The organism is Nonomuraea sp. NPDC050643 (assembly GCF_040654715.1).
Lineage (GTDB): Bacteria > Actinomycetota > Actinomycetes > Streptosporangiales > Streptosporangiaceae > Nonomuraea.
The window spans coordinates 38,432-62,838 of the sequence record NZ_JBFAIM010000069.1 but is presented as its reverse complement, the minus strand read 5'-3'; the positions used below and the strand labels follow the sequence as shown (position 1 = coordinate 62,838).

General features: G+C 73.2%; 22 protein-coding genes. 11 read left to right on the top strand and 11 right to left on the bottom strand.

The window, feature by feature from the left end:
- Positions 1 to 56: 56 nt before the first annotated feature.
- Together AB0I15_RS53450 and AB0I15_RS53445 are read right to left on the bottom strand one after the other, a co-directional pair.
- On the bottom strand, positions 57 to 1,466 hold the full coding sequence (locus AB0I15_RS53450) for an aldehyde dehydrogenase family protein (protein WP_358115001.1): 1,410 nt from the start codon (positions 1,464 to 1,466) through the stop codon (positions 57 to 59).
- Positions 1,463 to 3,040 carry a GMC family oxidoreductase gene (locus AB0I15_RS53445; RefSeq protein WP_358114998.1) on the bottom strand — a complete coding sequence of 526 codons (1,578 nt, stop codon included), beginning with the start codon at positions 3,038 to 3,040 and terminating at the stop codon, positions 1,463 to 1,465. Before AB0I15_RS53445 ends, AB0I15_RS53450 begins: the two co-directional genes overlap by 4 nt.
- Positions 3,041 to 3,174: 134 nt before the next feature.
- On the opposite strand from AB0I15_RS53445, the gene AB0I15_RS53440 reads away from it, so the two are divergent.
- A complete protein-coding gene (locus AB0I15_RS53440) occupies positions 3,175 to 3,642 on the top strand; it encodes a hypothetical protein (RefSeq protein ID WP_358114995.1) in 468 nt (155 codons plus the stop codon).
- Positions 3,643 to 3,648: 6 nt separating this feature from the next.
- On the opposite strand, the gene AB0I15_RS53435 is transcribed toward AB0I15_RS53440, so the two are convergent.
- Positions 3,649 to 4,158 carry an Lrp/AsnC family transcriptional regulator gene (locus AB0I15_RS53435; RefSeq protein WP_358114992.1) on the bottom strand — a complete coding sequence of 170 codons (510 nt, stop codon included), beginning with the start codon at positions 4,156 to 4,158 and terminating at the stop codon, positions 3,649 to 3,651.
- A gap of 120 nt (positions 4,159 to 4,278) precedes the next feature.
- Here AB0I15_RS53435 and pdhA point away from each other — a divergent pair, with 120 nt between their 5' ends.
- The 5 genes from pdhA to AB0I15_RS53410 all read left to right on the top strand — a co-directional run bounded on the left by pdhA (position 4,279) and on the right by AB0I15_RS53410 (position 9,540).
- On the top strand, positions 4,279 to 5,385 hold the full coding sequence (pdhA, locus tag AB0I15_RS53430; protein ID WP_358114989.1) for a pyruvate dehydrogenase (acetyl-transferring) E1 component subunit alpha: 1,107 nt from the start codon (positions 4,279 to 4,281) through the stop codon (positions 5,383 to 5,385).
- A 1-nt stretch (position 5,386) separates the two neighbouring features.
- Positions 5,387 to 6,439: an alpha-ketoacid dehydrogenase subunit beta gene (locus AB0I15_RS53425; protein WP_358114986.1), complete on the top strand. Its 1,053-nt coding sequence runs from the start codon at positions 5,387 to 5,389 to the stop codon at positions 6,437 to 6,439.
- Positions 6,436 to 7,788: a dihydrolipoamide acetyltransferase family protein gene (locus AB0I15_RS53420; RefSeq protein ID WP_358114983.1), complete on the top strand. Its 1,353-nt coding sequence runs from the start codon at positions 6,436 to 6,438 to the stop codon at positions 7,786 to 7,788. The genes AB0I15_RS53425 and AB0I15_RS53420 overlap by 4 nt, the downstream gene beginning before the upstream one ends.
- A gap of 20 nt (positions 7,789 to 7,808) precedes the next feature.
- Positions 7,809 to 8,861 carry a histidinol-phosphate transaminase gene (gene hisC, locus AB0I15_RS53415; RefSeq protein ID WP_358114980.1) on the top strand — a complete coding sequence of 351 codons (1,053 nt, stop codon included), beginning with the start codon at positions 7,809 to 7,811 and terminating at the stop codon, positions 8,859 to 8,861.
- Positions 8,862 to 8,967: 106 nt separating this feature from the next.
- Positions 8,968 to 9,540 carry a sigma-70 family RNA polymerase sigma factor gene (locus AB0I15_RS53410; protein ID WP_358114977.1) on the top strand — a complete coding sequence of 191 codons (573 nt, stop codon included), beginning with the start codon at positions 8,968 to 8,970 and terminating at the stop codon, positions 9,538 to 9,540.
- Here AB0I15_RS53410 and AB0I15_RS53405 read toward each other — a convergent pair.
- From AB0I15_RS53405 to AB0I15_RS53390, 4 genes are all read right to left on the bottom strand, one after another.
- On the bottom strand, positions 9,531 to 9,998 hold the full coding sequence (locus AB0I15_RS53405) for a hypothetical protein (protein WP_358114974.1): 468 nt from the start codon (positions 9,996 to 9,998) through the stop codon (positions 9,531 to 9,533). The two genes, AB0I15_RS53410 and AB0I15_RS53405, sit on opposite strands and share 10 nt — an antisense overlap.
- 38 nt (positions 9,999 to 10,036) lie before the next feature.
- Positions 10,037 to 12,025 (bottom strand): hypothetical protein, encoded by a 1,989-nt coding sequence (locus AB0I15_RS53400; protein ID WP_358114971.1) that lies wholly within the window; start codon positions 12,023 to 12,025, stop codon positions 10,037 to 10,039.
- Positions 12,022 to 13,620, bottom strand: coding sequence for a hypothetical protein (locus tag AB0I15_RS53395; protein ID WP_358114968.1), 1,599 nt, complete (start codon positions 13,618 to 13,620; stop codon positions 12,022 to 12,024). The genes AB0I15_RS53400 and AB0I15_RS53395 overlap by 4 nt, the downstream gene beginning before the upstream one ends.
- Positions 13,621 to 13,697: 77 nt before the next feature.
- Positions 13,698 to 14,927: a S8/S53 family peptidase gene (locus tag AB0I15_RS53390; protein ID WP_358114965.1), complete on the bottom strand. Its 1,230-nt coding sequence runs from the start codon at positions 14,925 to 14,927 to the stop codon at positions 13,698 to 13,700.
- 91 nt (positions 14,928 to 15,018) lie between these two features.
- On the opposite strand from AB0I15_RS53390, the gene AB0I15_RS53385 reads away from it, so the two are divergent.
- The 4 genes from AB0I15_RS53385 to AB0I15_RS53370 all read left to right on the top strand — a co-directional run bounded on the left by AB0I15_RS53385 (position 15,019) and on the right by AB0I15_RS53370 (position 20,047).
- Positions 15,019 to 17,760: a CHAT domain-containing protein gene (locus AB0I15_RS53385; RefSeq protein ID WP_358114962.1), complete on the top strand. Its 2,742-nt coding sequence runs from the start codon at positions 15,019 to 15,021 to the stop codon at positions 17,758 to 17,760.
- 70 nt (positions 17,761 to 17,830) lie between these two features.
- Positions 17,831 to 18,286 carry a MarR family transcriptional regulator gene (locus tag AB0I15_RS53380; protein WP_358114959.1) on the top strand — a complete coding sequence of 152 codons (456 nt, stop codon included), beginning with the start codon at positions 17,831 to 17,833 and terminating at the stop codon, positions 18,284 to 18,286.
- A gap of 35 nt (positions 18,287 to 18,321) precedes the next feature.
- Positions 18,322 to 19,239, top strand: coding sequence for an ATP-binding cassette domain-containing protein (locus AB0I15_RS53375; protein ID WP_358114956.1), 918 nt, complete (start codon positions 18,322 to 18,324; stop codon positions 19,237 to 19,239).
- The gene (locus AB0I15_RS53370; protein WP_358114953.1) at positions 19,199 to 20,047 is read left to right on the top strand and encodes an ABC transporter permease; all 849 of its coding nucleotides are present in this window, start codon (positions 19,199 to 19,201) and stop codon (positions 20,045 to 20,047) included. Before AB0I15_RS53375 ends, AB0I15_RS53370 begins: the two co-directional genes overlap by 41 nt.
- 9 nt (positions 20,048 to 20,056) lie before the next feature.
- Here the strand turns inward: AB0I15_RS53370 and AB0I15_RS53365 are convergent, their stop codons facing one another.
- From AB0I15_RS53365 to AB0I15_RS53350, 4 genes are all read right to left on the bottom strand, one after another.
- Positions 20,057 to 20,515 carry a hypothetical protein gene (locus tag AB0I15_RS53365; RefSeq protein ID WP_358114950.1) on the bottom strand — a complete coding sequence of 153 codons (459 nt, stop codon included), beginning with the start codon at positions 20,513 to 20,515 and terminating at the stop codon, positions 20,057 to 20,059.
- A 109-nt stretch (positions 20,516 to 20,624) separates the two neighbouring features.
- Positions 20,625 to 21,737, bottom strand: a complete 1,113-nt coding sequence (locus tag AB0I15_RS53360; RefSeq protein WP_358114947.1) for an NAD(P)-dependent alcohol dehydrogenase — start codon at positions 21,735 to 21,737, stop codon at positions 20,625 to 20,627.
- Between the two features lie 95 nt (positions 21,738 to 21,832).
- Positions 21,833 to 22,483, bottom strand: a complete 651-nt coding sequence (locus tag AB0I15_RS53355) for a response regulator transcription factor (RefSeq protein WP_358114944.1) — start codon at positions 22,481 to 22,483, stop codon at positions 21,833 to 21,835.
- Positions 22,480 to 23,250 (bottom strand): histidine kinase, encoded by a 771-nt coding sequence (locus AB0I15_RS53350; RefSeq protein ID WP_358114941.1) that lies wholly within the window; start codon positions 23,248 to 23,250, stop codon positions 22,480 to 22,482. Before AB0I15_RS53350 ends, AB0I15_RS53355 begins: the two co-directional genes overlap by 4 nt.
- Positions 23,251 to 23,843: 593 nt before the next feature.
- Between AB0I15_RS53350 and AB0I15_RS53345 the strand changes: the two genes are divergently transcribed.
- Positions 23,844 to 24,407 carry an ATP-dependent Clp protease proteolytic subunit gene (locus AB0I15_RS53345; RefSeq protein WP_358114938.1) on the top strand — a complete coding sequence of 188 codons (564 nt, stop codon included), beginning with the start codon at positions 23,844 to 23,846 and terminating at the stop codon, positions 24,405 to 24,407.

Here is a 24,407-nt window from a genome sequence, read left to right as displayed (position 1 = left end):
GTCGGGGCGCGGTCCTACAGTTCCACCGGCTCAACGCTCCCGGCCGGCAAGCGAGGTCAGGCGACGTGGATCGAGGTGGGGCGGGTGGCCGCGTCGTAGGAGGCGCGGGCGCCGGTCGCGCCCATGCCGCTGTCGCCGGCCGGCTCGTACAGCCGCTCGGGGCCACCGCCCTGCCACTGGTTCACCCACACGACACCGGCGGGGATGCGGCGGGCCGCGGCGATGTGGGCCGGGTCGTGCGTGTAGACGGTGGCGGCGAGACCGAAGCGGGTTCCGCTCGCCCGCTCCAGCCCCTCCTCGAACGAGGAGACGACGACGACCGGCGCGAGCGGGCCGAACGTCTCCTCGGTCATGACGAGCATGGAGTCGTCCACGCCGGTGAGCACGGTGGCGGGGTAGAAGAAGCCCCTGCCCTCCGGTACGACGCCGCCCGCGCGCACGGTCGCGCCGCGCTCGACCGCGTCGGTGACATGCCGGACGACGATGTCCCGCTGCCGCCGGTCCACCAGCGGCCCCAGCACCGTGCCCGCGTCGTGCCCGTCGCCGAGCGTGTAGCCGCCGGCGGCCTCGGCCAGGGCGTCGACGAACGCCTCGGCGACGTCCTGGTGCACGTAGACGCGCTCCATCGACGTGCAGATCTGGCCCGAGTTGGCGAAGGCGCCGAACGCCACCGCCGCCGCGGTCGCGACCGGGTCCACCCCCGCGTCGACGATCACGGGGTCCTTGCCGCCGAGTTCGAGGATCGAGCGGCGCAGCCGGCCCCCGGTCTCCGCGCCGACCCGGCGGCCGGCCTCGACGGAGCCGGTGAAGTGCACCAGCCCGATCCGCTCGTCGGCGGCCAGCGGCGCGCCGGCCCGGGCGTCGCCCAGGACCAGGTTGACCACGCCGTCGGGCAGGTCCATCAGCTCCATCAGCCGCACCGCCGACAGGGGCGAGCGCTCGGACGGCTTGAGGACGACGGTGTTCCCGGCGGCCAGCAGCGGGCCGAGTGCTCCGAGCGTCATGGGAATCGGGAAGTTCCAGGGCACGATGACCGCGGCGGGGCCCACCGGGCCGCGGACGATCGTGGTGCTGCCGTCGCCGGGGCCCGCGACGGTCTCCTCGAACGCGTAGCCGAGAGCCTCGGCCGCCGCGATCTTGAGGCTCTGCGCGGCGCCGGCGATGAAGGCGGTGCCGAGTGCGACGGGCTTGCCCATCTCGCGGCATTCGAGCTCGGCCAGCTCGCCGGCGTGGGCGGCGACGGTGTCCGCCCATCGGGACAGGAACTCCACGCGTTCGGCGACGGGGAGGTCGGCCCAGGCCGGCTGGGCGCGTACGGCGGCGTCCACGGCCAGGCGCACGTCCTGCGCCGAGCCGCTGGGGCAGCGGGCCACGACCTCCTCGGTCGCGGGGTCGACCACCTCGTGGAACGCCTCGCCCCGGGCGTTCGTCCAGTCGCCGCCGATGAGGTTCCGCAGGGTCTTCACAGGGATGACGCTCCTTGGAGACGGTCGGCCATGAGCTCGCCGGCCATGATCGCTGTCAGGTTGGTGTTGGCCCTCGGGACGGACGGGAAGATCGAGGCGTCGACCACGCGCAGGCCCTCGACCCCGAGGACGCGGCACGCCGGGTCGACCACCGTGGCCGCGTCGCCGGGCGCTCCCATCCGGCACGTGCTGGTGCCGTGCTGGGCGTCCATGGCGGTGGCGAGGAGGTGGTCGTCGAGTTCGGCGTCGTCGTCCAGGACCGCGAACAGGCGGCCGTTGCCCGCCTCGACGGAGCCCGCGACGATGGAGGCGGCCTCAGGGCTGAGCGCCAGCCCGGCCAGGGTGCGCACCCCCTCGCGCAGCCGTCGCAGGTCGCGGGCGTCGGACAGCATCCGCTCCCGGACCTCGGGCTGGGCCTGCGGGTCGGTGGAGGTCAGCGTGAGCACGCCGCGCGAGAAGCTCTGGTTCAGCCACACGCCGAAGCCGCCCATGGGGAACCGGGTGTCGGCGCTCTCCATGGCCAGCACGTTCTGGTTCAGCGAGACGAACATCATGTCGTGGGGCAGGCCGTCCGGGCCGCTGGTGTGGCGGACGCAGACGTTGGTGTGGCGGTCGTCGGCCGTGGCGACGGCGGCCTCCTCGGTCAGCGGCAGCGTGACGACGATCAGCGCGTGGTCCTGCATGCCGAGGCCGACCGGCAGGTCACGGCGCACCGTGATGCCCAGGCGGCGCAGGTCGCCGGCCGGGCCGATCCCCGAGCGCAGCAGGATCGCGGGGGAGTGGATCACTCCCGCGCTGAGCACGATCTCGTCGGCGTACTCGGTGACCGCCGTCCCGTCCTGGATCACCCGTACGCCGACGGCGCGGTCACCGGCGAACACGACCTGATCCACCAGGGCGTCACCGCGTACGGTGAGGCCGGGCAGCGACCGGGCCGGCTCGAGGTAGCCGTCGTTGACCGTGACCCGGCGCCCGCCGCGCGAGTTGATCGGGTACGGCGACACCCCGGCCGCCCCGGGCGCGTTCACGTCCGGTGCCCAGGGGTGCCCGGCGGCCAGCGCGGCGTCGGCCAGCGCCGAGTCCACGGCCCCCCACCGCTCCCGGGGCGTCCGGAAGATCGGAGTCGGCCCGCCCCGCCCGTGGTACGGCTCGTCCCCGAACTCCTCGTCGTCCTCCAGCTTGGCGAAGTAGGGCAGCACGTCCGCGGCCGACCAGCCGGCACAGCCCGCCGCGGCCCAGTCGTCGAAGTCCTCCACCGGCGGCCGGATCGCGATCTGCCCGTTGATCGACGAGCTGCCGCCCACGCCCCGGCCCCGCCAGTAGGGGGCCTGGGCCTGCTTGTCGGTGCGGGAGGCGTCGACGCCCGGCCACAGCAGGCCCTCGACGGCCGTGGGGTCCAGCAGCGCGCGGACGGGGTTCGGCGAGCGCCACGCCTCGTGCATCGCCGCGGAGCGGTAGTCGGGCCCGGCCTCCAGCAGCAGGACGCGCCGGCCCCGTTCGGCGGAGCGGGCGGCGAGCGCCGCGCCCGCGGACCCCGCTCCCACGACGATGATGTCCCAGCCCGTGCCTGTCACGGCGTCCTCCTGCGTTCGGCTCAGGGAGCGGCTCCGGGAATTCCCGCGGCCGCTGTTAGCCGGTAGACTGCCCTTGGCGGAAAGTTCAGTCAATAGTGAACGTTCAATTTTTTCTGACCCATGGGAGTCCGGTGGTGTTCAGTCCGGTCGGCGACGCCAACCCCTTGATCGACGACTTCGGCCTGCACATCGGCCGCGCGATGGGCTGGCCGCCGATGGCCGGGCGCACCGCGGCCGTCCTCATGCTGAGCGAGACGCCCATGACGATGCCAGAGCTGCAGGAGGCCCTCGACGCCAGCAAGGGCTCGATGTCGGAGACCACCCGCCTGCTCGTGGTCAACGGCACCGTACGGCGCTTCAAGGAGCCGGGCTCACGCCAGTACGTCTACGAATGGCGCGACGACGCCTGGATCGGCTGCCTGCAGCACCAGCTCGACCAGACCACCGAGCTGCTGACCCTGGCCGAGAGCGCCCAGGCGCGCTCGGCCGGCCTCCCCGAGCGCCAGCGCGCCCGCCTGCGCGAGATGCACGAATACTACGTCTTCCTGGTCCGCCGCCTGGAGGCGCTCCTCGCCGACTACAAGGAGTTCCGGGCACGCTGACGCCGCTCAGCCCTCCCACGCCCCCCATTCCGCGCCCCGGCCCCGGGCCTCCTCGAACACCAGCCACGTACGGGTGGCGCGGACGCCGGGAATGTCCTGGATGCGTTCCAGCACCACGTGCCTGAGCGCCGCGTTGTCCGGCGTCCTGACCAGGACCAGCACGTCGTAGTCGCCGCCGACCATGGCGAAGTGCTCGACGTAGGGGGTCTCCCGCAGCCGGGCCGACACCGCGCGCCAGGAGTTCTGCTCGATGGTGACCGAGACGTACGCGCTGGTGCCCAGGCCGGCCTTGTGCGGGGCCAGCTCGGCGGTGAAGCCGGTGATCACGCCGTCGTCCATCAGCCGCGTGATCCGGGCGTAGGCGTTGGCGCGGGAGATGTGCACGCGCTCGGCCAGCGCGCGCACCGACATCCGGCCGTCGCGCAGCAACTCGGCGATGATCGCGCGATCTACCTGGTCCAACTGGCTGGCAGAACGTCCCGGCCAGCCGCCCTCAACGCCGTCATTGGCCGACAATTGGCCCTCCTCAAGCCCTGATACAACCCATTTGTCGCCCATCATGCCTGATGTCTTGAACAGATGGTCCCGAAGGCGGACGCTTTGCCTGTCAAACGTCCAGAGAAAGGGAGCGTCGCCATGTCCGTGAGGACGACCCGCGAAACGGTCGACGGCCTGCTGCCCTCACCCGAGCCGGTGCGCTTCGTCGCCGAGGACGGCACCGCCGTCCAGCCGCCCGCCGGCTACCCGGCGCCGGACGACGAGCGGCTGGTGGAGGCGTACCGGCGGATGGTCCTGGGCCGCCGCTTCGACCGGCAGGCGACCGCGCTGACCAAGCAGGGGCGGCTCGCCGTCTACCCCTCCAGCCGCGGTCAGGAGGCCTGCCAGATCGCCGGTGTGCTCGCGCTGCGCGAGAACGACTGGCTGTTCCCCACCTACCGGGACTCCGTGGCCCTGGTCGCGCGCGGCCTCGACCCCGTCGAGGTGCTCACCCTCCTGCGCGGCGGCTGGCACTGCGGGTACGACCCCGCCGCCACCCGCGTCGCCCCCCAGTGCACGCCGCTGGCCACCCAGACCATCCACGCGGTGGGCATGGCCGACGCCCTGCGCCGCAAGGGCGAGGACGGCGTCGTCATGGCCTTCATCGGCGACGGCGGCACCAGCGAGGGCGACTTCCACGAGGCGCTCAACTACGCCGCCGTGCTGCACGCCCCCGTCGTGTTCTTCGTGCAGAACAACAAGTACGCGATCTCGGTGCCGCTGGCCAAGCAGAGCGCGGCGCCCGCGCTGGCGTACAAGGGGATCGGCTACGGCATGCGCTCCGAGCAGGTGGACGGCAACGACCTCGTCGCGGTGCTGTCCGTCCTGACCTCGGCGGTGGAGCACGCGCGTACGGGCGGCGGCCCCTCCCTGGTGGAGGCGCACACCTACCGCATGGACGCCCACACCAACGCCGACGACGCCACCCGCTACCGGGACAGCGGCGAGGTCGAGCGCTGGGAGGCGGCCGACCCCCTGGCCCGCCTGGAGACCTACCTGAGCGGGCGCGGCCTGCTCGACGCGGAGGAGATCGCCTCGGCGCGGAAGGCGGCCGAGGAGTTCGCCGCCCGCGTCCGCGAGGAGATGAACGCCGACCCCGAGGCGGACCCGTTCGAGCTGTTCGACCACGTCTTCGCCGAGCCCACGCCCCAGTTGCGCGAGCAGCGGGCACTGCTGGCGTCCGAGCTGACCGCCACGGAGGACTGACATGCCCACGACGACGCCCTCGACGATACCCACGGTGACGTCATCGATGACCATGGCGCAGGCGCTGAACGCCGCGCTGGGCGACGGGCTGCGCGAGGACGAGCGCGTGCTCGTCTTCGGCGAGGACGTCGGCCCGCTGGGCGGCGTCTTCCGCGTCACCGACGGGCTGACCAAGGAGTTCGGCGAGGAGCGGTGCTTCGACACCCCGCTGGCCGAGGCGGGCATCGTGGGCCTGGCCGTGGGCCTGGCCATGGGCGGCTTCCGGCCGGTGATCGAGATGCAGTTCGACGCCTTCGCCTACCCGGCCTTCGAGCAGATCGCCTCGCACGTGGCCAAGCTGCGCAACCGCACCCGCGGGCGGCTGACGCTGCCGATGGTGATCCGGATTCCGTACGCGGGCGGCATCGGCGGCGTCGAGCACCACTGCGACTCCAGCGAGGCCTACTACGCGCACACCCCCGGGCTGAAGGTCGTGACCCCCGCGACCCCGGACGACGCGTACTGGCTGCTGCGCGACGCCATCGCCGACCCCGACCCGGTGGTCTTCATGGAGCCCAAGCGCCTGTACTGGTCCAAGGGCGAGACCGCGCTCGGCGACCGGCGGGCCGCGGCGTTCGGCCGGGCGGTGGTCCGGCGCGAAGGCCGCGACGCGACGCTCGTCGCCTACGGGCCGAGCGTCCCGGTGGCGCTCCAGGCCGCCGAGGCCGCGGCCCAGGACGGCCGGGACCTGGAGGTGGTGGACCTGCGCACGATCGTCCCGTTCGACGACGAGACCGTCGTGGCCTCGGTGCGCAAGACGGGGCGGTGCGTGGTGATCCAGGAGGCGCAGGGGTTCGCCGGGGTGGGGGCGGAGATCGCGGCCCGCGTACAGGAGCGGTGCTTCCACTCGCTGGCGGCGCCCGTGCTGCGGGTGTCGGGGTTCGACATCCCCTACCCGCCGCCGATACTCGAGCACTCGCATCTGCCGGACGCCGACCGGATCCTCGACACGGTCGACCGGTTGCAGTTCGACGACCAGCCCGACGTCCTGCACCTTGCCAGGGAGGCGTCATGACGGCCACCGCCGTGGGGCGGGTGTTCCGCCTGCCCGACCTCGGAGAGGGCCTGACGGAGGCCGAGGTCGTGCACTGGAAGGTCGCCGTCGGGGACACGGTCGAGATCGACCAGATCGTGGTGGAGGTCGAGACGGCCAAGGCGGCCGTGGAGGTGCCGGTCCCGTACGCGGGCACGGTGCTGCGGCTGCACGCGGCGGCGGGCACCGTCGTGTCCGTGGGCGAACCCCTCATCGAGGTCGGCCCCGCCGGCCGGGACGAGCACCCCGACGCGGCCCGCTACCGCGAGGAGGAGCAGGCCGGCTCCGGCAACGTCCTGATCGGCTACGGCACCGGCCACACCCCCGCCACCCGCAGACGCCGCCCCGGCCCCCGCCCGGCCGCCCCGGCCCCGCAGGCCGCCCACCAGAGCGCGCCGGAGCCCGCCGCCCCGGCCCTCGCCGCCCCGGAGACCGCCTCCGCGCCGGGATACGCGCCCCGCGTGATCTCGCCGCTCGTCCGCAGGATCGCCCGCGAGCACGGGCTGGACCTGGCCACCGTCCACGCCACCGGCCCCCGCGGCGTGATCCTGCGCCGCGACGTCGAACACGCCATCACCGCCGCCGGCGAGGAGCCCCCGGCCGCCGAAACCGGAGCGACGCCGCCCGCCACCACCCTGGTGGCCGAGCGCATCCCCCTGCGCGGCCTGCGGCGGACGGTGGCCGACAAGCTGACCCGCAGCCGTGCCGAGATCCCCGACGCCACCACCTGGGTGGACGTCGACGCCACCGGCCTGCTCACGGTCAAGGAGGAGCTCAAGCGGTCCCGCCCCGACCTCGGCATCGGCCTGCTCGCCCTCCTGGCCCGCATCTGCGTGGCCGCCCTGCACCGCTTCCCCGAGCTGAACGCCTCGGTCGACACCGGCCGCGCCGAGATCGTCCGGCACGGCCACGTCAACCTCGGCTTCGCCGCCCAGACCGACCGCGGGCTGGTCGTGCCGGTGGTCCGGGACGCGCACCTGATGACCACCGAGCGGCTCGCCGCCGAGCTGACCCGCCTCACCGGCCTGGCCCGAGTGGGCGGGCTGCCGCCCGCGGCGCTGACCGGGGGCACGTTCACGCTCAACAACTACGGGGTCTTCGGCGTGGACGGCTCCACCCCGATCATCAACCACCCCGAGGCGGCGCTCCTCGGCGTCGGCCGCATCATCGACCGCCCCTGGGTGAGCGGCGGCGCGGTCGTGCCCCGCAAGGTAGCCCAGCTCTCGTTCACCTTCGACCACCGCGTCTGCGACGGCGGCGCCGCGGGCGGCTTCCTGCGCTTCGTGGCCGACTGCGTCGAGAACCCCGCGATCCTGCTCGCCCACGTGTAGCGGAAGGAAGTGAGATCCCCGTGGTGCACGTGCGCCCCTCCCTGATCGAGCTCCAGTCGTACGTGCCGGGGCACAAGGCGCCCGGCGCCGTCGTCCTGGCCAGCAACGAGTGCCCCTTCGGCCTGCTGCCCGGCGTCGCCGCCCGGCTCGGCGAGCTGACCGGCGGCCTGTCCCGCTACCCGGACATGGGCGCCCGCCGCCTGCTCGACGCCCTGGCCGCCCGGCACGGCGTCAGCCCGGACCGCATCGCCGTCGGCGCCGGCTCCTCCGAGGTGTGCGGGCAACTCCTGCACACGGTGGCGGGGCCGGGTGGCGAGGTCGTCTTCGGGTGGCGCTCGTTCGAGGCGTACCCGATCCTGACCACCGTGGCCGGCGGCGCCGTCGTCCAGGTGCCGCTGCGCGGCCACGTCCAGGACCTCGAGGCCATGGCGGCGGCCGTGACCGGGCGGACCCGGCTGGTCTTCGTCTGCAACCCCAACAACCCGACCTCCACGTCCGTCGGCGAGAGCGCCCTGCGCGCCTTCGTCGACCGGGTGCCCGAGCACGTCCTGGTCGTCGTCGACGAGGCCTACCACGAGTACGCCGATCCGGCCGCCGTGCCGGACGCGCTCGCGCTGTTCGGCGACCGCCCGAACGTGGTCGTCCTGCGGACCTTCTCCAAGGCGTACGCGCTGGCGGGGCTGCGGGTCGGCTACTGCGTCGGGGCGCCCGGGATCATCGCCCAGGTCCGCAAGACGCAGACCCCGTTCAGCGTCAGCGGCCTCGCCCAGGAGGCCGCCGTCGCCGCGCTCCAGGAGCACGAGGAGGTCGCCCGGCGAGTGGCGCTCACGGTCGGTGAACGCGACCGCGTCACCCATGACCTGCGGGCCCTCGGCTACGACCCGCCGCCCTCCCAGGCGAACTTCGTGTGGCTGCCGCTCGGCCGGGACAGCGCGGCGTTCGCCGGCCACTGCCTCGGCAACGGCGTGATCGTGCGCGCCTTCCCGGGGGAGGGGGTGCGCGTCACCATCGGTCTGCCGGAGGAGAACACGGCCTTCCTCGCCCTGGCGGCAACCTGGAGCACCCGGCTCTGACGTCGTTTCCGTGAGACGATGGCGCCTCCCGGGAGGTCCCGCGCATAGCATGAACCCGAGTGTCAGCCGGAGAACACGATGGGTGACGGCGCGCCTGGGAGGCGGCATGCGAGACGATCCGCAGGTCGTGGCACTGGTCGTCCAGGCCCGCGAGGGCGGGCAGGACGCCTGGGACGACATCGTCGAACGATATTCGCCCCTGGTGTGGTCCATCTGCCTGCGCTATCGCCTAAACAACGCCGACGCGCTCGACGTGGCCCAGACCGTCTGGTTACGCCTGGTCGAGCACCTGGCGCAGCTCCGGGAGCCCGCGGCGCTGCCCGGCTGGATCGCGATGGTCACGCAGCGGGAATGCCTGCGCCAGAGCCGCGCCGCACGCCGCAGGCAGGACACCGAGCTGGTGCTCGACGTCGATCTCAAGGACGACTCCGCCGTGGTGCACGAAGAGGTGGAGCAGGCCCAGCGGGACCTCGCGCTGCGCAGCGCCCTGGCCCACCTGCCCGAATACTGCCGGACGCTGCTCGCCTGCTTCCTGAGCGAGGCGCCCCTGTCGTACGCGCAGATCAGCGAGAAGCTGGGGGTGCCGATCGGCGGGATCGGGCCGCAGCGGGCCCGGTGCCTGGCCAGGTTGCGGCGCAGCCCCTACCTCGTCGGGTTCGTCGGCCCCGATCAGGGCTGAGCGGGGTCGGGCGGCACCCAGGCGGTCGTGAGGATCTGCCCGCCGGAGACGCAGCGCAGGCGGAACGTCCCCGTCGGAGGAGGGCTCAGCGCGAAACCGCCGAACGCGTCGATCGGCGCCTTCACCACGTCGCCGTCGGGGAGCTGACGCTCGACCGTGCCGGGCAGCGGCGGCACGAGCTGGCCCACCAGCACGTCGGGGCCCACCTCGGCCTCGAGCGTGAGCTCACCGCCGGTCTCGAAGATCAGCGTACGCGGCCCGCCCCGGGTGACCGACACGAGGTCACGGTCGTAGGCGGAGTCGTAGACCAGCGCCGCCAGCTCGGCGTCGGGATCGTGCCAGGTGTAGACGGCCTTGCCGATCGCGGTCAGCTCCGGCGGCACCGCCGCGGCGGCTCGCGCGGCGTCCTGGAGCGCGGCAAGGAGCCGATCGTCGTCGGCCCACGGTGAGGTCGCCATGTCACTCGTCCTGTTCCGGTAGCCCGTCGGGTGGTCCATCAGTACGCCCGTCCCGCGCTCTGCAATCCTCCTACGGGACGGGCCTGCGCGGGAAGCAGGTCGGCCTCCGCCAGCCCGTGCTGGAAGAGCCAGCGCCCGAGCGTGACGTAGGCGTCGACGTCGCGGGCGCGCAGGAACTGGTTGAGCGTGGAGTGGCGGGGGAAGCCGGTGCGGTCCGTGGCCAGCGCGACGAGGTCGCTGGGCATGTCCTGGGTGATGTGGGTGCGCAGCAGGATCAGATAGCCGGCGGGGCTGTCGGGGGTGTCGTCCGGATAGGTGAACCTGATGCGTACGACCGGGTCGTGCGCCTCCAGGAGCAGCCCGTCGGCCTCGAACTCGACGCCCAGCTCGGTCCGCGCCAGCGCGATCATCCGCAGCACGTTGCCGAGCCGGAACTCGTCAACCGAGGCGTCGACGGCGAAGATCGTACGGCAGCGGCGGCGCAGCAGCTCGACGACGCCCGAGTTGTCCCAGTGGCCGCCGTCGGAGACGAACAGGTAGCGGTGCCTGGCCGACAGGCCGCCGAGCGCCTCACGCCAGGTGGACAGCGGGCCCGGCTGGTGCCAGTGCTCGGCCAGCCACCGCAGCGGCTGCGGCCCGGTGTGCTCCCGGGGCTTGATCGAGGGGTTGCGGAACCAGCGTCCCAGGCGCAGGTTGATGAGCGCGAGGGCGATGCGGGTGGCCCGGCCGGTGTAGCGGCCCATGTTGGGAGCGACGGCGGCGCCGGAGGCGGCCACCAGCGTGGCGGCGTCGAGCCTGCCGGTGAAGGCGGCCGGGTCGTGGTCGAGCGCGGGGCTGCCGACGTAGTCGGAGGAGAAGACGAACGACGCGCAGCCCTCCCCTTCCGCGGACTCGCTGGCGCGCAGGTTGACGGAGGCGCAGACGAGGAGGCGGGGCAGCCCGGCCGCGTGCAGCTCCTTGAGCGGCACGTGGGACAGGCGGATGGGCCTGCGGCCCGCCTCGCCGTCGCGGGTGCCGGCCGCCCGCACCACGTAGGCGCGGTCGAGGCGGCGCAGGTAGGTGTCGTGCAGCGAGGTGCGGTTGGCGTGCGCGGCGACGTGGAAGGCGAGCAGGATCAGCACCGAGGCACCGCCCACCGCGGCCGTCGTCTCGTACGGAAGCTGGCTGGCCTGCCCGACCGCCAGCAGCAGCGGCAGCACCAGGGCGGCGACCATGGAGATCGAGAACAGCGCCCGCAGGACCTGCAGCAGCAACTGGCGGACCGGCTTGATCGCGAAGCTCCACTGCGTGCGCATCACCGCCGCCGCCACGACGGCCAGCAGCGCGGCGAAGATCGCCAGGCGCGCCCCGGACGAGGCGTCGAACATGCGCGCGTCCAGCACGTGCGTGGCCAGGACGACGGCGTCCGGCAGCAGCAGCACGCCCACCACGGCGAGCACCACCCACCGCGCCCGGCGCTCGGCCAGGCCGAACCTCTTCTCGAGCAGCACCCCGGCCACCGCGACGACCGCCGCAAGTGTCCAGCGCTGCACCGTGAGATGCGCCGACAGCGCGTCGTCCACCGGCGCGAGCGCGTGAACGCTGCGGTAGAGCGAGCCCAGCAGGCAGCCCACCAGGACGGTCACGGTGACGAACGGCACCAGGTTGACCAGCAGGCTGAGCACGTAGCGGGTCAGGCCGAGGAACAGGTCGGAGAGGTCCTCACCGAGGTAGCGCAGGTTCCTGCGCAGGTGCTCCTCCTCGGCGGAGCCGCGGCTCCACGGCGGCGTCGCCTGCTCCTCGAGGGGGTTGCGCAGCAGCCACGCCCGCGAGGACAGGAACGCGGTCGCCATGTAGCTGCCGCCGGAGACCGCCGACACGTAGCGGGCGCGGGCCAGCACCCCCGACTCCTCGGCGACCTGGAGCGCGCCGAGCGCCAGGCAGGCGGCCCGGACGCCGCCGCCCGCCAGGGCGATCCCGATCTCGTCCACGTCGCCGGGGGCGTGGAGGTAGCGGTAGCGCGAGTAGGAGCGCGGCGGGGCCGTCACAGTGACACCTCCTCGACGCCCGAGGGGTAGACCGGCTTGATCCCGTGGACGCCGGGCAGCGCGTCGGGGGAGCTGTAGTGGCGCACGAACAGGGGGTGCAGGCAGTAGTCGCGGTCCGGGGACAGCGTCATCTGCCGGTCCACGGTGTAGGCGAACTCGGCCCGCAGGTAGTGCTCGGTCTCGCCCGCGTACTGGCCGAGGATGCCCAGGTCGGCCAGCATCTCGCGCATCTCGACGTAGTTGAGGTCGAAGTTCTTCCTGATCCCCGCGTGGTTGTACATCTGGTGCAGGAACCCGTCGTCGAAGCGGAAGGGCAGGTAGGGGATGATCCGCCGGGTCACGTCGGGAGCCCGCGGATAGCGGAAGCTGTGGGCCGAGAAGACCTCGGGGCACAGGACGGCCTCCGCCTCGGCGACCGCGCTGACCACGTCCATGGCGCGGATGCGCGGCCGGCCGGTCTCCACGATCGCCTGGTGCAGCGCCTCGCCGAAGATGTAGAGCACCTGGCGGGGCAGGAGCTGGGTGTGACGCAGGATGTAGGGGATCGTCTTCTCGGGGACGCCCCGGGTGTTGGTCAGGCTCGACGGGAGCACGCGTCCGAGCAGCCGCTCGTGCTCGTCGGGGCCCATGCCGCGCAGCTCCGCGGGGAAGTGGCGGGCCAGGAAGATCCGCAGGCGCATGCCGACCACCCGGAGCAGGTCGCGCCACTGCCAGCGCAGCATCAGCCGGCCGCTGAAGTCCTTGGGCGGGTTGGTGGACACCCGGTTCAGGGCCGGCCACAGCTCGCTCGGGAAGCAGCACTGGATGCGCACCGGAGACTGCGCGCTCCAGTACCCGGCCTGTCCGACCAGGTGGAAGAGTCCCTGCAGGATCCGCCTGATGTCCTTGGTGTGCTCGCTCTCGTCGTCGCGGATGTGGTCGCCGATGTTCTCCAGCGAGTCGATCAGCACGAAGACCGGGGTGGCGCGCGCCCGCAGGATGTCGGCGGCGGCCTCGATCACGTCGTTCCACGGCCGTTCGGCCAGCTTGAAGCCGTTGAGCAGGCTCTCCAGGCTGACGATCCGGACGCGGTCCTCCATGTGCTCGATCAGCCGGAGCGCGGCGTAGTCGAGGGCGTGGTCGGCCGATCCGTCGGCGGTGCGGCGCAGCTCGGCCGTCTCCCGCCACAGGATCTGGAACGCGCGGCCGGGATCCTCCGGACGCCGCTCCGACAGGACCAGCCGGGTGGCGATGGGCGCCCACAGCAGCGCCTTCCACAGCCGGGCCACGCCCTCGACGGGCAGGAACATCGACGCGCCGATCTGCCGGGTGACCGCCTGCATCCCGGCGAAGGCGTCGTCCGCGCTGAGGCGCACCGACAGGTTCTCGGGATGGAACTCGCGCGACAGCAGCAGCGCGGTCTTGCCCGAGCCGCGGCGCCCGACGATGAACGTCGGCGGGTTGTCCTCCGATCGCAGGTGAAGCTGCACGCGCGTGTCGTACAGGGCCTTCAGCACCTGGGTGTTCTGCGAGTCGGAGACGGCGATGGGGCCCAGGGGTTTCTGGATGGTGAACAGGCGGTCGATGTCACTGCCGTTTCCGTTGCCACTGGTCATCGTCCGTCACCCTCGATTGTCGGTGTGCTCACTCCTCCGGAGCGGGTGACGCGGGCGTTGATACGTGGCGCGGGCGCTTATAGCTGGAGGAGAAGGGCCTGGCCGACGCCCGGCACGAGGGTCGCCTGGCTCAGCACGGCGTTCTTGGCCTCCTCGGGGGTCCCTCCGTGCGCGGACAGGTGCCCGGCGATCATGCCGGCGACCAGGGGAGCGGCGAACGAGGTGCCGTCCCACCTGCTCATTCCCTTGAAGACCTGTACGGCGGGGGCCTTCGGGGGCTCCTGGTAGACGTACTCGCCGTGCGCGTAGGCGTTGACCATGCCTTCGCCCAGGGCGTAGACGTCCACCCAGGAGCCGTAGTTGCTGAACCAGGCGCGGTGCGCCTGATCCGGGCCCAGCGCGCCGACGGACACGGCCCACGGGTAGGCCGCCGGGTAGAAGGGGCGGTCGGTCGAGTCGTTGCCCGCGGCGGCGACCAGCACGACCCCGGGATGCGTCTCGTTGAAGACGTCGAAACCGAGCGAGGTCCAGTTGTTGCGCGTGTACGTGCCCGCGGACAGGTTCACCACGGCCGGGCCCTGCTGCTGGATCAGGTCGTCGAGCCGGGCGACGATGGCGCTCTCCAGCTCGCCGCCCGACAGCGAGAAGTGGTCGGCCACGTACACGTCGGCCTGCGGGGCCATGCAGCGGGCCACGCCGGCGGCGAACGTCCCGTGCCCCGTGAACGGCGGGATGCGCGCCAGGCCGCTGGGCAGGATCGGGCCCAGCGCGTCGATGTCGCCCTGGATCCCGCTCAGCCAGGCGGACAGGGGACCGTCCAGCCTGCCGGTGTCGGCCACCCCGATCAGGACGGGGCCGACCTGGGCGGCGGACGGGAGCTGCGCGGGCCACGGCTGAACCGGGGTGCCGATGGGCACCTCGGGCTCGGTGGCCGGGCAGAGCCTGGCGATGGTCACCACGTGGTCGGGGGTGGCCAGCGGGGTCTCGCCCTGGCGGGCCGGGTTGTCGTCGCCGAGCCGGTCGTCCAGCAGGTCGAGCGTCTGGGGGACGCTGAGCGAGCCCCGCTCGACGCCTTCGATGTTCATGACGACGAGGTCGCCGTAGGCCGGTTCGTCCGTGCGCGTGATGCCGGGGAGCAGTTCGTTGAGCTGCTCCACGTTGCGGCCGCGGTCCCTGGTGAGCAGCCGGCGCGACCGGTAGACGTAGTCGACGGTGCCGTCGTGGGTGAGGGCGACGTTGATCTCGATGCGCTCCCTGGCGAACGCTCTCTGCAGGAGGCGGTACTGCGCGGCGAAGACGGCGTCCATGGTGATCCCTTCACGTCGTCGAGCTGACCTGCCATCGGTTTCATCGAGCGGGGCCTTGCACTCGGTACGGAGATCCTCGAAAGTCATGCACATGGCTGCCGAACCGGCGGAAACCGGGACGACTGAGCTGCTCTCCCTCGCGCTTTCCCGTCCCTACGAGGCGCTGGACCGCGCGCGGGACCTGCTGGCCGCGGGTCTTCCGCCTCTGGAGGAGTCGGTCGCACGGCAGGCGATCGGCATCGTACTGCGGGAATTCGGCGACATCCACGCCGCGGTGGAGGAACTTCGGGCCGCCAGGGGTCTCGCTCGGGCCTCGGGGTCGCCCGAGCGGGAGGACGACGTGCTGGCCACCCTCGGTGTGGCGCTCGTCTTCGCCGGGCGCACGGCCGCCGGCCGCGAGGCGCTCAACGCCGCCGCGCGACGCTCCACGGGCCTGCTGCTCGGGCGCATCCTGCTGCGGCGCGGCGGCGTGCTGCTCGCGCTCGGCGAGCACCGCGCGGCCCTGCCCGACCTGAACACCGCGATCGCCGTGCTCCGCCTGGAACGCGACCTGCTCTGGGAGGCCAGGGCCCGGACCGAACGGGCGTTCTGCGCGCTCGCGCTCGGCTCGGTGCGCTCCGCGGTCACCGACCTGCGCCGCGCCGAGGAGCTGTTCTCCCGCACCGGGCAGGAGCTGGAGTCCGTGGACGCCATCGTGCACCGCGGGGTGCTCGCGCACCGCATCGGCGACCTGCCCGCCGCCCTGTCCTGCTTCGACACCGCCGCCGAGCGCTTCGCCCGGCTCGGCGCCGCCGACCCGGCCCTGAGCGGCCACCGCTGCGCGGCACTGCTCGCGGCCGGGCTGGCCGAGGAGGCCCTGGGCGAGGCCGACGCCATGATCGACCGGCTGGAACGCGCGCACGGGTCGCCGCTGAAGCGGGCCGAGCTGCTCCTGGCGGCGGCCGAGTGCGCGCTGGCGGCCGGCCGGCCCCCGGCCGCGCTCGACCGGGCCCGCGCCGCCGCCCAGCTCTTCGAGCGGCAACGCCGGCCCTGGTGGCGCGCGCACGCCCGGCTGGTGATGGCGCAGGCCCAGTTCGCCGCGGGGCCGCCGAGCGAGACCCTGCTCAGGGACGCCGCCCGGTGCGCGGACGGCCTGGCCGCGCTGTCGTCGCCGCGGCTGCCGCTGAGCCGGCTGGTGGCCGGGCAGATCGCGCTCGCGCTGGGCCGGACGGAGGAGGCCGAGGAGCACCTCGGCGTCGCGGCCCGGGCACGGTACCGGGGGCCGGCGCTCACCCGCACCGCGGGCTGGCTGGCCGAGGCGCTGCGGGCGGAGGCGGCCGGCGACCACCGCCGTCTCATGCGGGTGTGCCGGCGCGGCCTGGAGCTGATCAACGATCATCGGGCCACGCTGGGGTCGTCGGAGCTGCGGGCGCAGGCCACCGCGCACGGCGCCGAGCTGGCCCGGCTGGCGCAGCGGCACGCCCTGCGGCTGAACCGGCCGCGGCTGCTGCTGTCCTGGAGCGAGCGGTGGCGGGCGGGCGCGCTGCTGATCCCCCCGGTACGCCCGCCCGACGACGAGGACCTGCAGGCCGACCTGGCCGCCATGCGCATGGTCAACAGCCGTCTGGGGGAGGCCCAGGCCCGAGGGCTGCCGACGGCCGCGCTGCGGCGCGAACAGCTCCGCCTGGAGCGGGCGGCCAGGGACCGGGCACGGCGCGCCCAGGGCGGCGACCGGGTCGTGCCGTTCGCCTTCGACCTGCCCCGGCTGCGCGAGGAGCTGGGTGAGCGGCTGCTCCTGGAGCTCGTGGACGTGGCCGGTGAGCTGCACGTCCTGGTCTGCGGGGGAGCCGGGCCCGTGCGGATGGTGACGGCGGGCCGTACCGAGGAGGCGGGCCGGCAGGTGGACCTGATCAGGTTCGCCCTGGCCCGGCTGGCGCACGGGCGCTCGCGGCTGACGCCCGAACAGCTCTTCGGCCAGCTCGCCGCCGCGAGCCGGACGCTCGAACGGCTGCTGATCGCCGACGCGGCGCGGCTGCTCGGCGACCGGGAGGTGGTCATCGTGCCACCCGGCCGGCTCCAGGCCGTGCCCTGGGGGCTGCTGCCCGCCCTGCGGGACCGGGTGGTGAGCGTGGCGCCGTCGGCGGCGTTCTGGCTGCGGGCGCGCGGGACGCGGGCCGAGGGCAGCGGCGTGGCGCTCATCCGCGGCCCCGGCCTGCGGTCGGAGGGCGCCGAGGTCACCCACATCGCCCGCGAACTCCGAGCCCTCCAGCACACCGGTGGGGTCGGTGGGGCTGCTGGGGTCGATGGGGTCGCTGAGACCGCTGAGGTCGGTGGGGTCGCCGAGGTCCGTGGTGGCGCCGCCTCCGGTGGTGGGAGGGGGCCGGTCGTGCTCGGGGGCGGGAGCGCGACCGTCGTGCGCGTCCTGGAGGCGATGGACGGGGCGCGGCTGGCGCACATCGCGGCCCATGGCGACTTCCGTACCGACAGCCCGCTGCTGTCCTCGCTGCGGGTCGACGACGGCCCGCTGACCGTCTACGACCTCGAACGCCTGCGCCAGGCGCCCCGGCAGGTCGTGCTGTCGAGCTGCGACTCCGGCCGGGCCTCCTCCGCGGGCGCGGACGAGTTGCTGGGCCTGGCCGCCTCCCTCATGCAGCTCGGCACGACGGGCCTGGTGGCGAGCGTCGTACCGGTGAACGACGTCGCGGTCGTCCCGCTCATGATCGCCCTGCACCGCGAGCTGCGCGCGGGGGCGGGCCTGGCCGCCGCGCTGTGCCGGGCCCGCCGCGCCACCGGCGGCGGCGACCCCGTCGCGACGGCCACCGGCTGGTCCTTCCTCTGCCTCGGCGCTGGCTGATCCCACACCCCGAACCTGGACTGACCAGGACACTTCCCATTACCTCGTAAGCAGAGCTAACATTTTAGACATGAGTACCGAGGACCTGCCCGACGCCTTCGCCGGTGTCGTGGCCGGGATCCACCGGCTGATCCGGCGCAGGCTGCGCCAGGAGATGGCCGGGCCCCGGCTGCGCGGCGCCGAGGTCGAGCTGCTGCGGCTGGTCGCCGCCCATCCCGGCATCAGCGTCTCGGCCGCGGCCAAGGAGCTCTACCTGGCGGGCAACTCGGTGTCCACGCTGGTCAACCAGCTCACCGCCGCCGGGCTGCTGCACCGCGAGACCCGCAGCGACGACCGCCGCTCGGCCCGGCTGCTGCCCACCCCCGAGGCCGAGGCGCGGCTGCGGGCCTGGCAGGAGCGTCGCGCGGCGCTCGTACGGGAGCACGTGGAGCGGCTCGGCGAAGACGACCGGGCGGCGCTGGCCGCCGCGCTGCCGGCGCTGCGCAGGCTGGCCGACGGCCTGCGGGAGGAGGCGACGACGCCATGACGGGCGACACGCCACCGGAGGGGGACATGGGGAACATGACAGACACAGCGGACGCCGGGGAGAAGGGTGACGCGCTCACGTGCACCGGCCTGCGCTACTCCTTCGGCCGCTCCAAGGCCGTCGACGGGCTCGACCTGACCGTCCGCGCGGGCGAGGTGTTCGGCCTGCTCGGCCCCAACGGCGCGGGCAAGACCACCGCGATCCGCTGCGTGACCACGCTGCTGCCGGTCCCGTCCGGCATGGTCCGGGTCTTCGGCCACGACGTGGCCACCGACCGGATGGCGGTGCGCCGCCTGCTCGGCTACGTGCCCCAGCAGTTGTCGGCGGACGCGGGCCTGACCGGCCGCGAGAACGTCTCGCTCTTCGCGCGCGTCTTCGACGTGCCCCGGCGGGAGCGCGCCGCCCGTGTCGGCCAGGCGCTGGAGGCGGTCGGGCTCGCCGACGCCGCCGACCGCATGGCGGACACCTACTCCGGCGGCATGGTGCGCCGCCTGGAGCTGGCCCAGGCGCTGGTCAGCGCGCCACGCCTGCTCATTCTCGACGAGCCCACGATCGGGCTCGATCCCATCGCCCGCACCGGCGTGTGGGAGCACATCATGGCGCTGCGCGCGGCCGGCGGCATGACCGTCCTGGTCACCACGCACTACATGGACGAGGCCGACCAGTACTGCGACCGCGTCGCCCTGATGCATCAGGGCCAGGTGCGCGCGCTCGGCACGCCGCGCCGGCTCACCGACGACCTGCGCGCCCGCCGCGGCGGCGACGGCGCGGCCCCGACGCTGGAGGACGTCTTCCGCGACGTCGCCGGCAGCGACCTGGGCAACGGTCCCGGAAACGGCACTGGAAACGGTACCGGAAACGGCCCGGGAAGCGGTCTCGGCAACGGTTCCGGCGACGGAGGGGAGTTCCGCGATGTCCGCCGCACCCGCAACACCGCCTCCCGCGTCGGCTGACGGCGCGTTCGGGCTGCTGCTCGTCCCGCCGCGCTCCCGGCCCGCGTGGCGCCTGATCCCGGCCAGGGTCGTCGCGATGTGCGTGGTGGAGCTGCAGAAACTGCGCCACGACCGTACGGAGCTCTACACCCGCGCGGTCCAGCCGGCCCTGTGGCTGCTGATCTTCGGGGAGACCTTCACCCGCGTCAACGTCATCCCGACCGGCGGCATCCCCTACCGGGACTATCTGGCCCCCGGGATCATCGCCCAGTCCACCATGTTCATCGCCATCTTCTACGGCATCCACATCATCTGGGAACGCGACTCGGGCGTGCTGACGAAGCTCCTGGTCACGCCGACGCCGCGGGCCGCCCTGGTCACCGGCAAGGCGTTCGCCGCCGGGGTGAAGGCGATCATCCAGGCCGTGGTCGTGGTCGTCATCGCGGCGCTGCTGGGCGTGAGCATGAGCGCGAACCCGCTGCGCCTGGCGGGGGTGATCGTGGCCGTGCTGCTCGGCTCGGCGTTCTTCGCCTGCCTGTCGGTGACGATCGCCGGGATCGTCCGCACCCGCGACCGGCTGATGGGCATCGGGCAGGCCATCACCATGCCGCTGTTCTTCGCCTCCAACGCCCTCTACCCGACCACGGCCATGCCCGGCTGGCTGCAGGCGGTCAGCGCCGTCAACCCGCTCAGCTACGAGGTAGACGCGCTGCGCGGGCTGCTGCTCGGCATCCCGTCGAACCTGCCGCTGGACTTCGCGGTGCTGCTCGTGGCCGCCGTGCTCGGCATCACGGCGGCCTCGGCCCTGCTGGGGCGGCTGGCCCGCTGACGTCGATCCCTAGGGGATCTTGTACTCCTGTGCCGTGCCGCAGTAGCTGATCCCGACGGGCGAGTTGCTGAACCGGCACACCTGCACGACCACCCGGTCGATGGCCCGCACCCCCGTCGGGTCGGACAGCCCGAAGGCGAACTTGACCTGCTCGTTGTCCGCCTTGTACGCCTCGGAGTCCACGAGGTCGGCCCCGCGGAACCCGCTGAAGGTGACGGTCGAGTGCATGTCGTCGGGGAAGCAGACGGTCGGGAGGGCCTCGTCGGACAGGATCCCTTCGACGTTGACGAGGGGCCGGACCACCGGTCCGTCGTACCGTTCGAGCGTGCCCTCCGTGACTCCGCGGCGGCACCGGTCGCCCGAGTCCGCGGAGAAGTTCACCGCCGCCTGAGCGGCCATGGCGGGCGGGGCGGCCAGCAGCCCGGCGGTCAGTATCGCGCTCATCGTCAAGCCGGCGAGCAGACGCACGACATCACCTTCCTTTGTGCGAGGAGATCCGGTCACCCATCGTGGACAGCGTTTTCCCGCCTGCCAGTGCCCGCGGTCACACCCCGGTGAGATCGGATGACCCGAGGTCTCAGGCGAAGGTCAGGACCGGCTTGAGCGTGGTGCCCTTCTCGGAGTCCTCCACCGCCTGGTTGATGTCCTCGAAGGCGTACGTCTTGATCAGCCTGTCGAACGGGAAGCGGCCCTGCCGGTGGAACTCGACGAGCTGCGGGATGAACCGGCGTGGCACGCTGTCGCCCTCCACGATGCCGCGCACGCTCCGGCCGAACAGCAGCGTGGACATGTCGAGCGAGACCTCGGTGCCGAGGGCGGCGGCGCCGATCACGCCGCAGGTGCCGCCGTTGCAGAGCGTGTCCACCGCCTGCCGCAGCACGCTCGGGACCGCGGTGGTCTCCAGGGTGTAGCCGGGGCCGAGGCCGCCGGTGAGGTCGCGCAGCCGCTCCACCGGATCCTCGGCGGCGGCGTCGATCACGTGGGTGGCGCCCAGTTCCCTGGCCAGGTCGAGGCGGCGCTCGTTCAGGTCGATGGCCACGATCGTGGAGCAGCCGGCGATGACGGCCGCCATGACCGCGCTGATGCCGACCGAGCCGGCGCCGAAGACCGCGAGGCTGCTGCCCGCCGGGGGATCCAGCGAGTTCAGCACGGCGCCCGCGCCGGTCTGGACGCCGCAGCCCAGCGGGCCGAGCAGCTCCAGGGGAGCGTCGGCGTCCACCTTGACGACGTTGCGCCCGCTGGCCAGCGCGTGGGTCGCGAACGCCGACTGACCGAAGAACACGCCGTGCACGACATCCCGACCGCCGCCCTCCGCGCGCCGCAGGGGTGAGGTGCCGTCAGGGCGCGCGCCCGCGAAGTTGCAGCCGAAGAACCCGTCGCAGTACGCCGGACGGCCCTGGTCGCACATGCGGCAGCCGCCGCAGGAGTTGAACGTCAGCACGACGTGGTCGCCCGGCGCCACATGCCGGACCGCGTCGCCGACGGCCTCCACGACCCCCGCCCCCTCGTGGCCGAGCACGGCGGGCAGCGGCACCGGGTACCACTGGTCGCGCATGATCAGGTCGGTGTGACAGACGCCGGAGCTCACCATCCGCACGACGACCTCACCCGGCCGGGGATCGTCCAGCTCGAGCGGGGTCAGCGTGAAGGGGGCGCCTCGGGTCTCGGTCAGGGCCGCGGTGATGCGCACGGTACGACTCCTTCGCCGGTGGGGGTCTCTCCCCGGCAACATAGGCCGCACGCGCGCCGCGCGCCCCTGGACGGGCCGCCACACTTCCCTGCGGGTCAGGAATCCCGGGGGGAGACGAACCCGGACTCGTACGCGGCGATCACGGCCTGGGTGCGGTCGCGGGCGTGGAGCTTGGCCAGCACGTTGCCGACGTGCGTCTTGACGGTCTCCTGGCTGACGACCAGCTCGGCGGCGATCTCGTGGTTGGACAGGCCCCGGGTCATCAGCCGCAGCACGTGGCCCTCGCGCCCGGTGAGCCGCCCGATGCCCGGCACGCGGCCGGGGGAGGGCGGCCGGCGGCCGGCCAGCGTCCTGATCGCGGCGGGGAACAGCAGCGACTCGCCGGCCGCGACCGTCCGTACGGCCTGGACGAGGTCGTCGGGCCTGGTGCGCTTGAGCAGGAACCCGCCGGCGCCGGCCCGCAGCGCGTCGTAGACGTGGTCGTCGTTCTCGAACGTGGTCACCACGAGGACCTTGGGCGGGTCGTCGAGGGCGAGGAGGCGTTCGGTGGCCTGGATGCCGTCGAGGGCGGGCATGCGGACGTCCATGAGCACGACGTCGGGCCGCTCGCGGCGTACGACGGGGATGACCGCGGCGCCGTCGGCCGCCTCGCCGACGACGCGCAGGCCGGGCTCGGCGTCGAGGATGACGCGCAGGCCCGCGCGGATGAGGGCCTCGTCGTCGGCGATCACGACTGTGAGTGTCATGGGCTCGACCGTAGCGGCAGGCGCACGGCGATCCGCCAGCCGGCGTCGGTGGGGCCGGCCTCCAGGTCTCCGCGCAGGAGCCGGACGCGTTCCCGCATCCCGGTCACGCCCCGGCCGCCCGCCCCGAAACGGCGGTCACCGCCTCGGGCGGGGTTGACGACCTCCAGGCACAGGTCGTCGCCCTGGACGGCGGCGCTCAGGCGCACGTCGCCGCCGCCGTGCCGGATCGCGTTGGTGAGGGCCTCCTGCAGGATCCGGTACGCCTCCCGCGACACCACGGCCGGCACCCAGGACAGATCGCCCACCTCCTGCCGCACCCGCGCCCCGGAAGCGGTGACGAGCCCGTCCAGATCGGCCAGCGTCGCCTGCGGCCCCCGGCCCTCCGATCCGCCACCGGGGTCGTCCTCGCCCCCATCCTCGCCGTCGCGCAGCACGCCGAGCACGTGGTCGAGGTCCTCCAGGGCGGCGCGGGCCGACTGCTCGATGGCGGCCAGGGCGGTCCTGGCCGTGCCCGGGTCGCGGTCCAGGACGCGGCCGGCCGCCGCGGCCTGCAGGGTGACGACGCTGAGCGCGTGCCCGACCGAGTCGTGCAGCTCCCGGGCCAGCCGGTTGCGCTCGGCCAGCGTCCTGGCGTGCTCCTCGGCGGCGGCCAGGCGCTCGGCGGGGGTGGGGCCGAGCAGCACGGGGGCCAGCCGGGCCAGCAGCGCGCCCGCTCCGGCGCCGCCGCCACCAGGGCCGGTATCAGCGCCACCCCGCCCACCGCCCACAGCGCCGCGCTCCACCCCGGCGTGGCCAGGTTCCCCAGCACCGGCACCGATCGTCCCGTGAACGGCAGGACCAGGGTGAACAGCGTGAACGGCACGATCGCCAGCGTGCACCCGCTGACCACGCCCCCGATCGCCAGATGCAGCGTGAACCACGCCGCGGTGCGCCGCCGCTCCTGCCACGAGCGCCCCGCCTGCCGGGGCGGGGTCTCCACGTGCGCGCCGAGCAGGCCCTGCGCCGCGCTCAGCTCGAACCCGCGCACGGGCAGGAACAGCCCGGTCACCGCCACCACGGGCAGCACCGCCGCGAACACGCCGAGCTGGGCGGGCAGCATCAGGTTGGCGGACTCGCCCCGCAGCAGGCCCGAGATCAGCACGCCGACCATCATGTACGGCATCAGCAGCGCGCCCCCCAGGATGAGGCACGCCCATCGGCGGGGCAGGTTCCTTCTCACATCCGCGATTGTATGTCGATGATAATTCGCTCTCGGAGTAATGCGCCCTAAGAGAAATGCGCCCCCAGCGAAAAGCATCGGGAATTCCGGCCGATCAGCGTTAGCTTTTTTGTGGAATACCCGCACAGAAAGGCGTCCCTCATGACGGAGACCCAGCGCGCCGCGTGGCCTGACCAGCTCAGCAATCGCCTGCTCAAAGAGCGCATCGTCGTCCTCGGCCAGGAGGTCGACGACGAGATTTGCAACCGGCTCTGCGGGGAGCTGCTTTTGCTGGCGGCCGAGGATCCCAGGCGCGACATAACGCTTTACATCAATTCGCCGGGCGGGTCCGTGCAGGCGGGGATGGCGCTCTACGACATGATGCAGTTCATTCCGTGCGACGTGCAGACGGTGGCGATGGGGTTCGCCGCCTCGATGGGCCAGTTGCTGCTGACGGCCGGCGCCAAGGGCAAGCGCTACGCCCTGCCCAACGCCCGGATCGTCATGCACCAGCCGCTCGGCGGCATCGGCGGCTCGGCCACCGACATCCAGATCCAGGCCGAGAACATGCTCTACACCAAGCGCCGGATGGCCGAGCTCATCGCCCACCACACGGGCCAGCCGCTGGAGCGCATCCAGGCCGACTCCGACCGCGACCGCTGGTTCACCGCCCAGGAGGCGCTCGACTACGGGATCGTCGACCACATCGCCGAAGGGATGAACTGA

Bases quoted from the DNA above. Each gene is read 5' to 3' on its own strand.
- AB0I15_RS53385 (WP_358114962.1), top strand. From the start codon at position 15,019: ATGGCTGCCGAACCGGCGGAAACCGGGACGACTGAGCTGCTCTCCCTC.
- AB0I15_RS53355 (WP_358114944.1), bottom strand. From the start codon at position 22,483: ATGACACTCACAGTCGTGATCGCCGACGACGAGGCCCTCATCCGCGCG.
- AB0I15_RS53410 (WP_358114977.1), top strand. From the start codon at position 8,968: ATGCGAGACGATCCGCAGGTCGTGGCACTGGTCGTCCAGGCCCGCGAG.
- AB0I15_RS53395 (WP_358114968.1), bottom strand. From the start codon at position 13,620: ATGACCAGTGGCAACGGAAACGGCAGTGACATCGACCGCCTGTTCACC.
- AB0I15_RS53405 (WP_358114974.1), bottom strand. From the start codon at position 9,998: ATGGCGACCTCACCGTGGGCCGACGACGATCGGCTCCTTGCCGCGCTC.
- AB0I15_RS53390 (WP_358114965.1), bottom strand. From the start codon at position 14,927: ATGGACGCCGTCTTCGCCGCGCAGTACCGCCTCCTGCAGAGAGCGTTC.
- AB0I15_RS53370 (WP_358114953.1), top strand. From the start codon at position 19,199: ATGTCCGCCGCACCCGCAACACCGCCTCCCGCGTCGGCTGACGGCGCG.
- pdhA (WP_358114989.1), top strand. From the start codon at position 4,279: ATGTCCGTGAGGACGACCCGCGAAACGGTCGACGGCCTGCTGCCCTCA.
- AB0I15_RS53345 (WP_358114938.1), top strand. From the start codon at position 23,844: ATGACGGAGACCCAGCGCGCCGCGTGGCCTGACCAGCTCAGCAATCGC.
- AB0I15_RS53380 (WP_358114959.1), top strand. From the start codon at position 17,831: ATGAGTACCGAGGACCTGCCCGACGCCTTCGCCGGTGTCGTGGCCGGG.
- AB0I15_RS53375 (WP_358114956.1), top strand. From the start codon at position 18,322: ATGACAGACACAGCGGACGCCGGGGAGAAGGGTGACGCGCTCACGTGC.
- AB0I15_RS53420 (WP_358114983.1), top strand. From the start codon at position 6,436: ATGACGGCCACCGCCGTGGGGCGGGTGTTCCGCCTGCCCGACCTCGGA.
- AB0I15_RS53425 (WP_358114986.1), top strand. From the start codon at position 5,387: ATGCCCACGACGACGCCCTCGACGATACCCACGGTGACGTCATCGATG.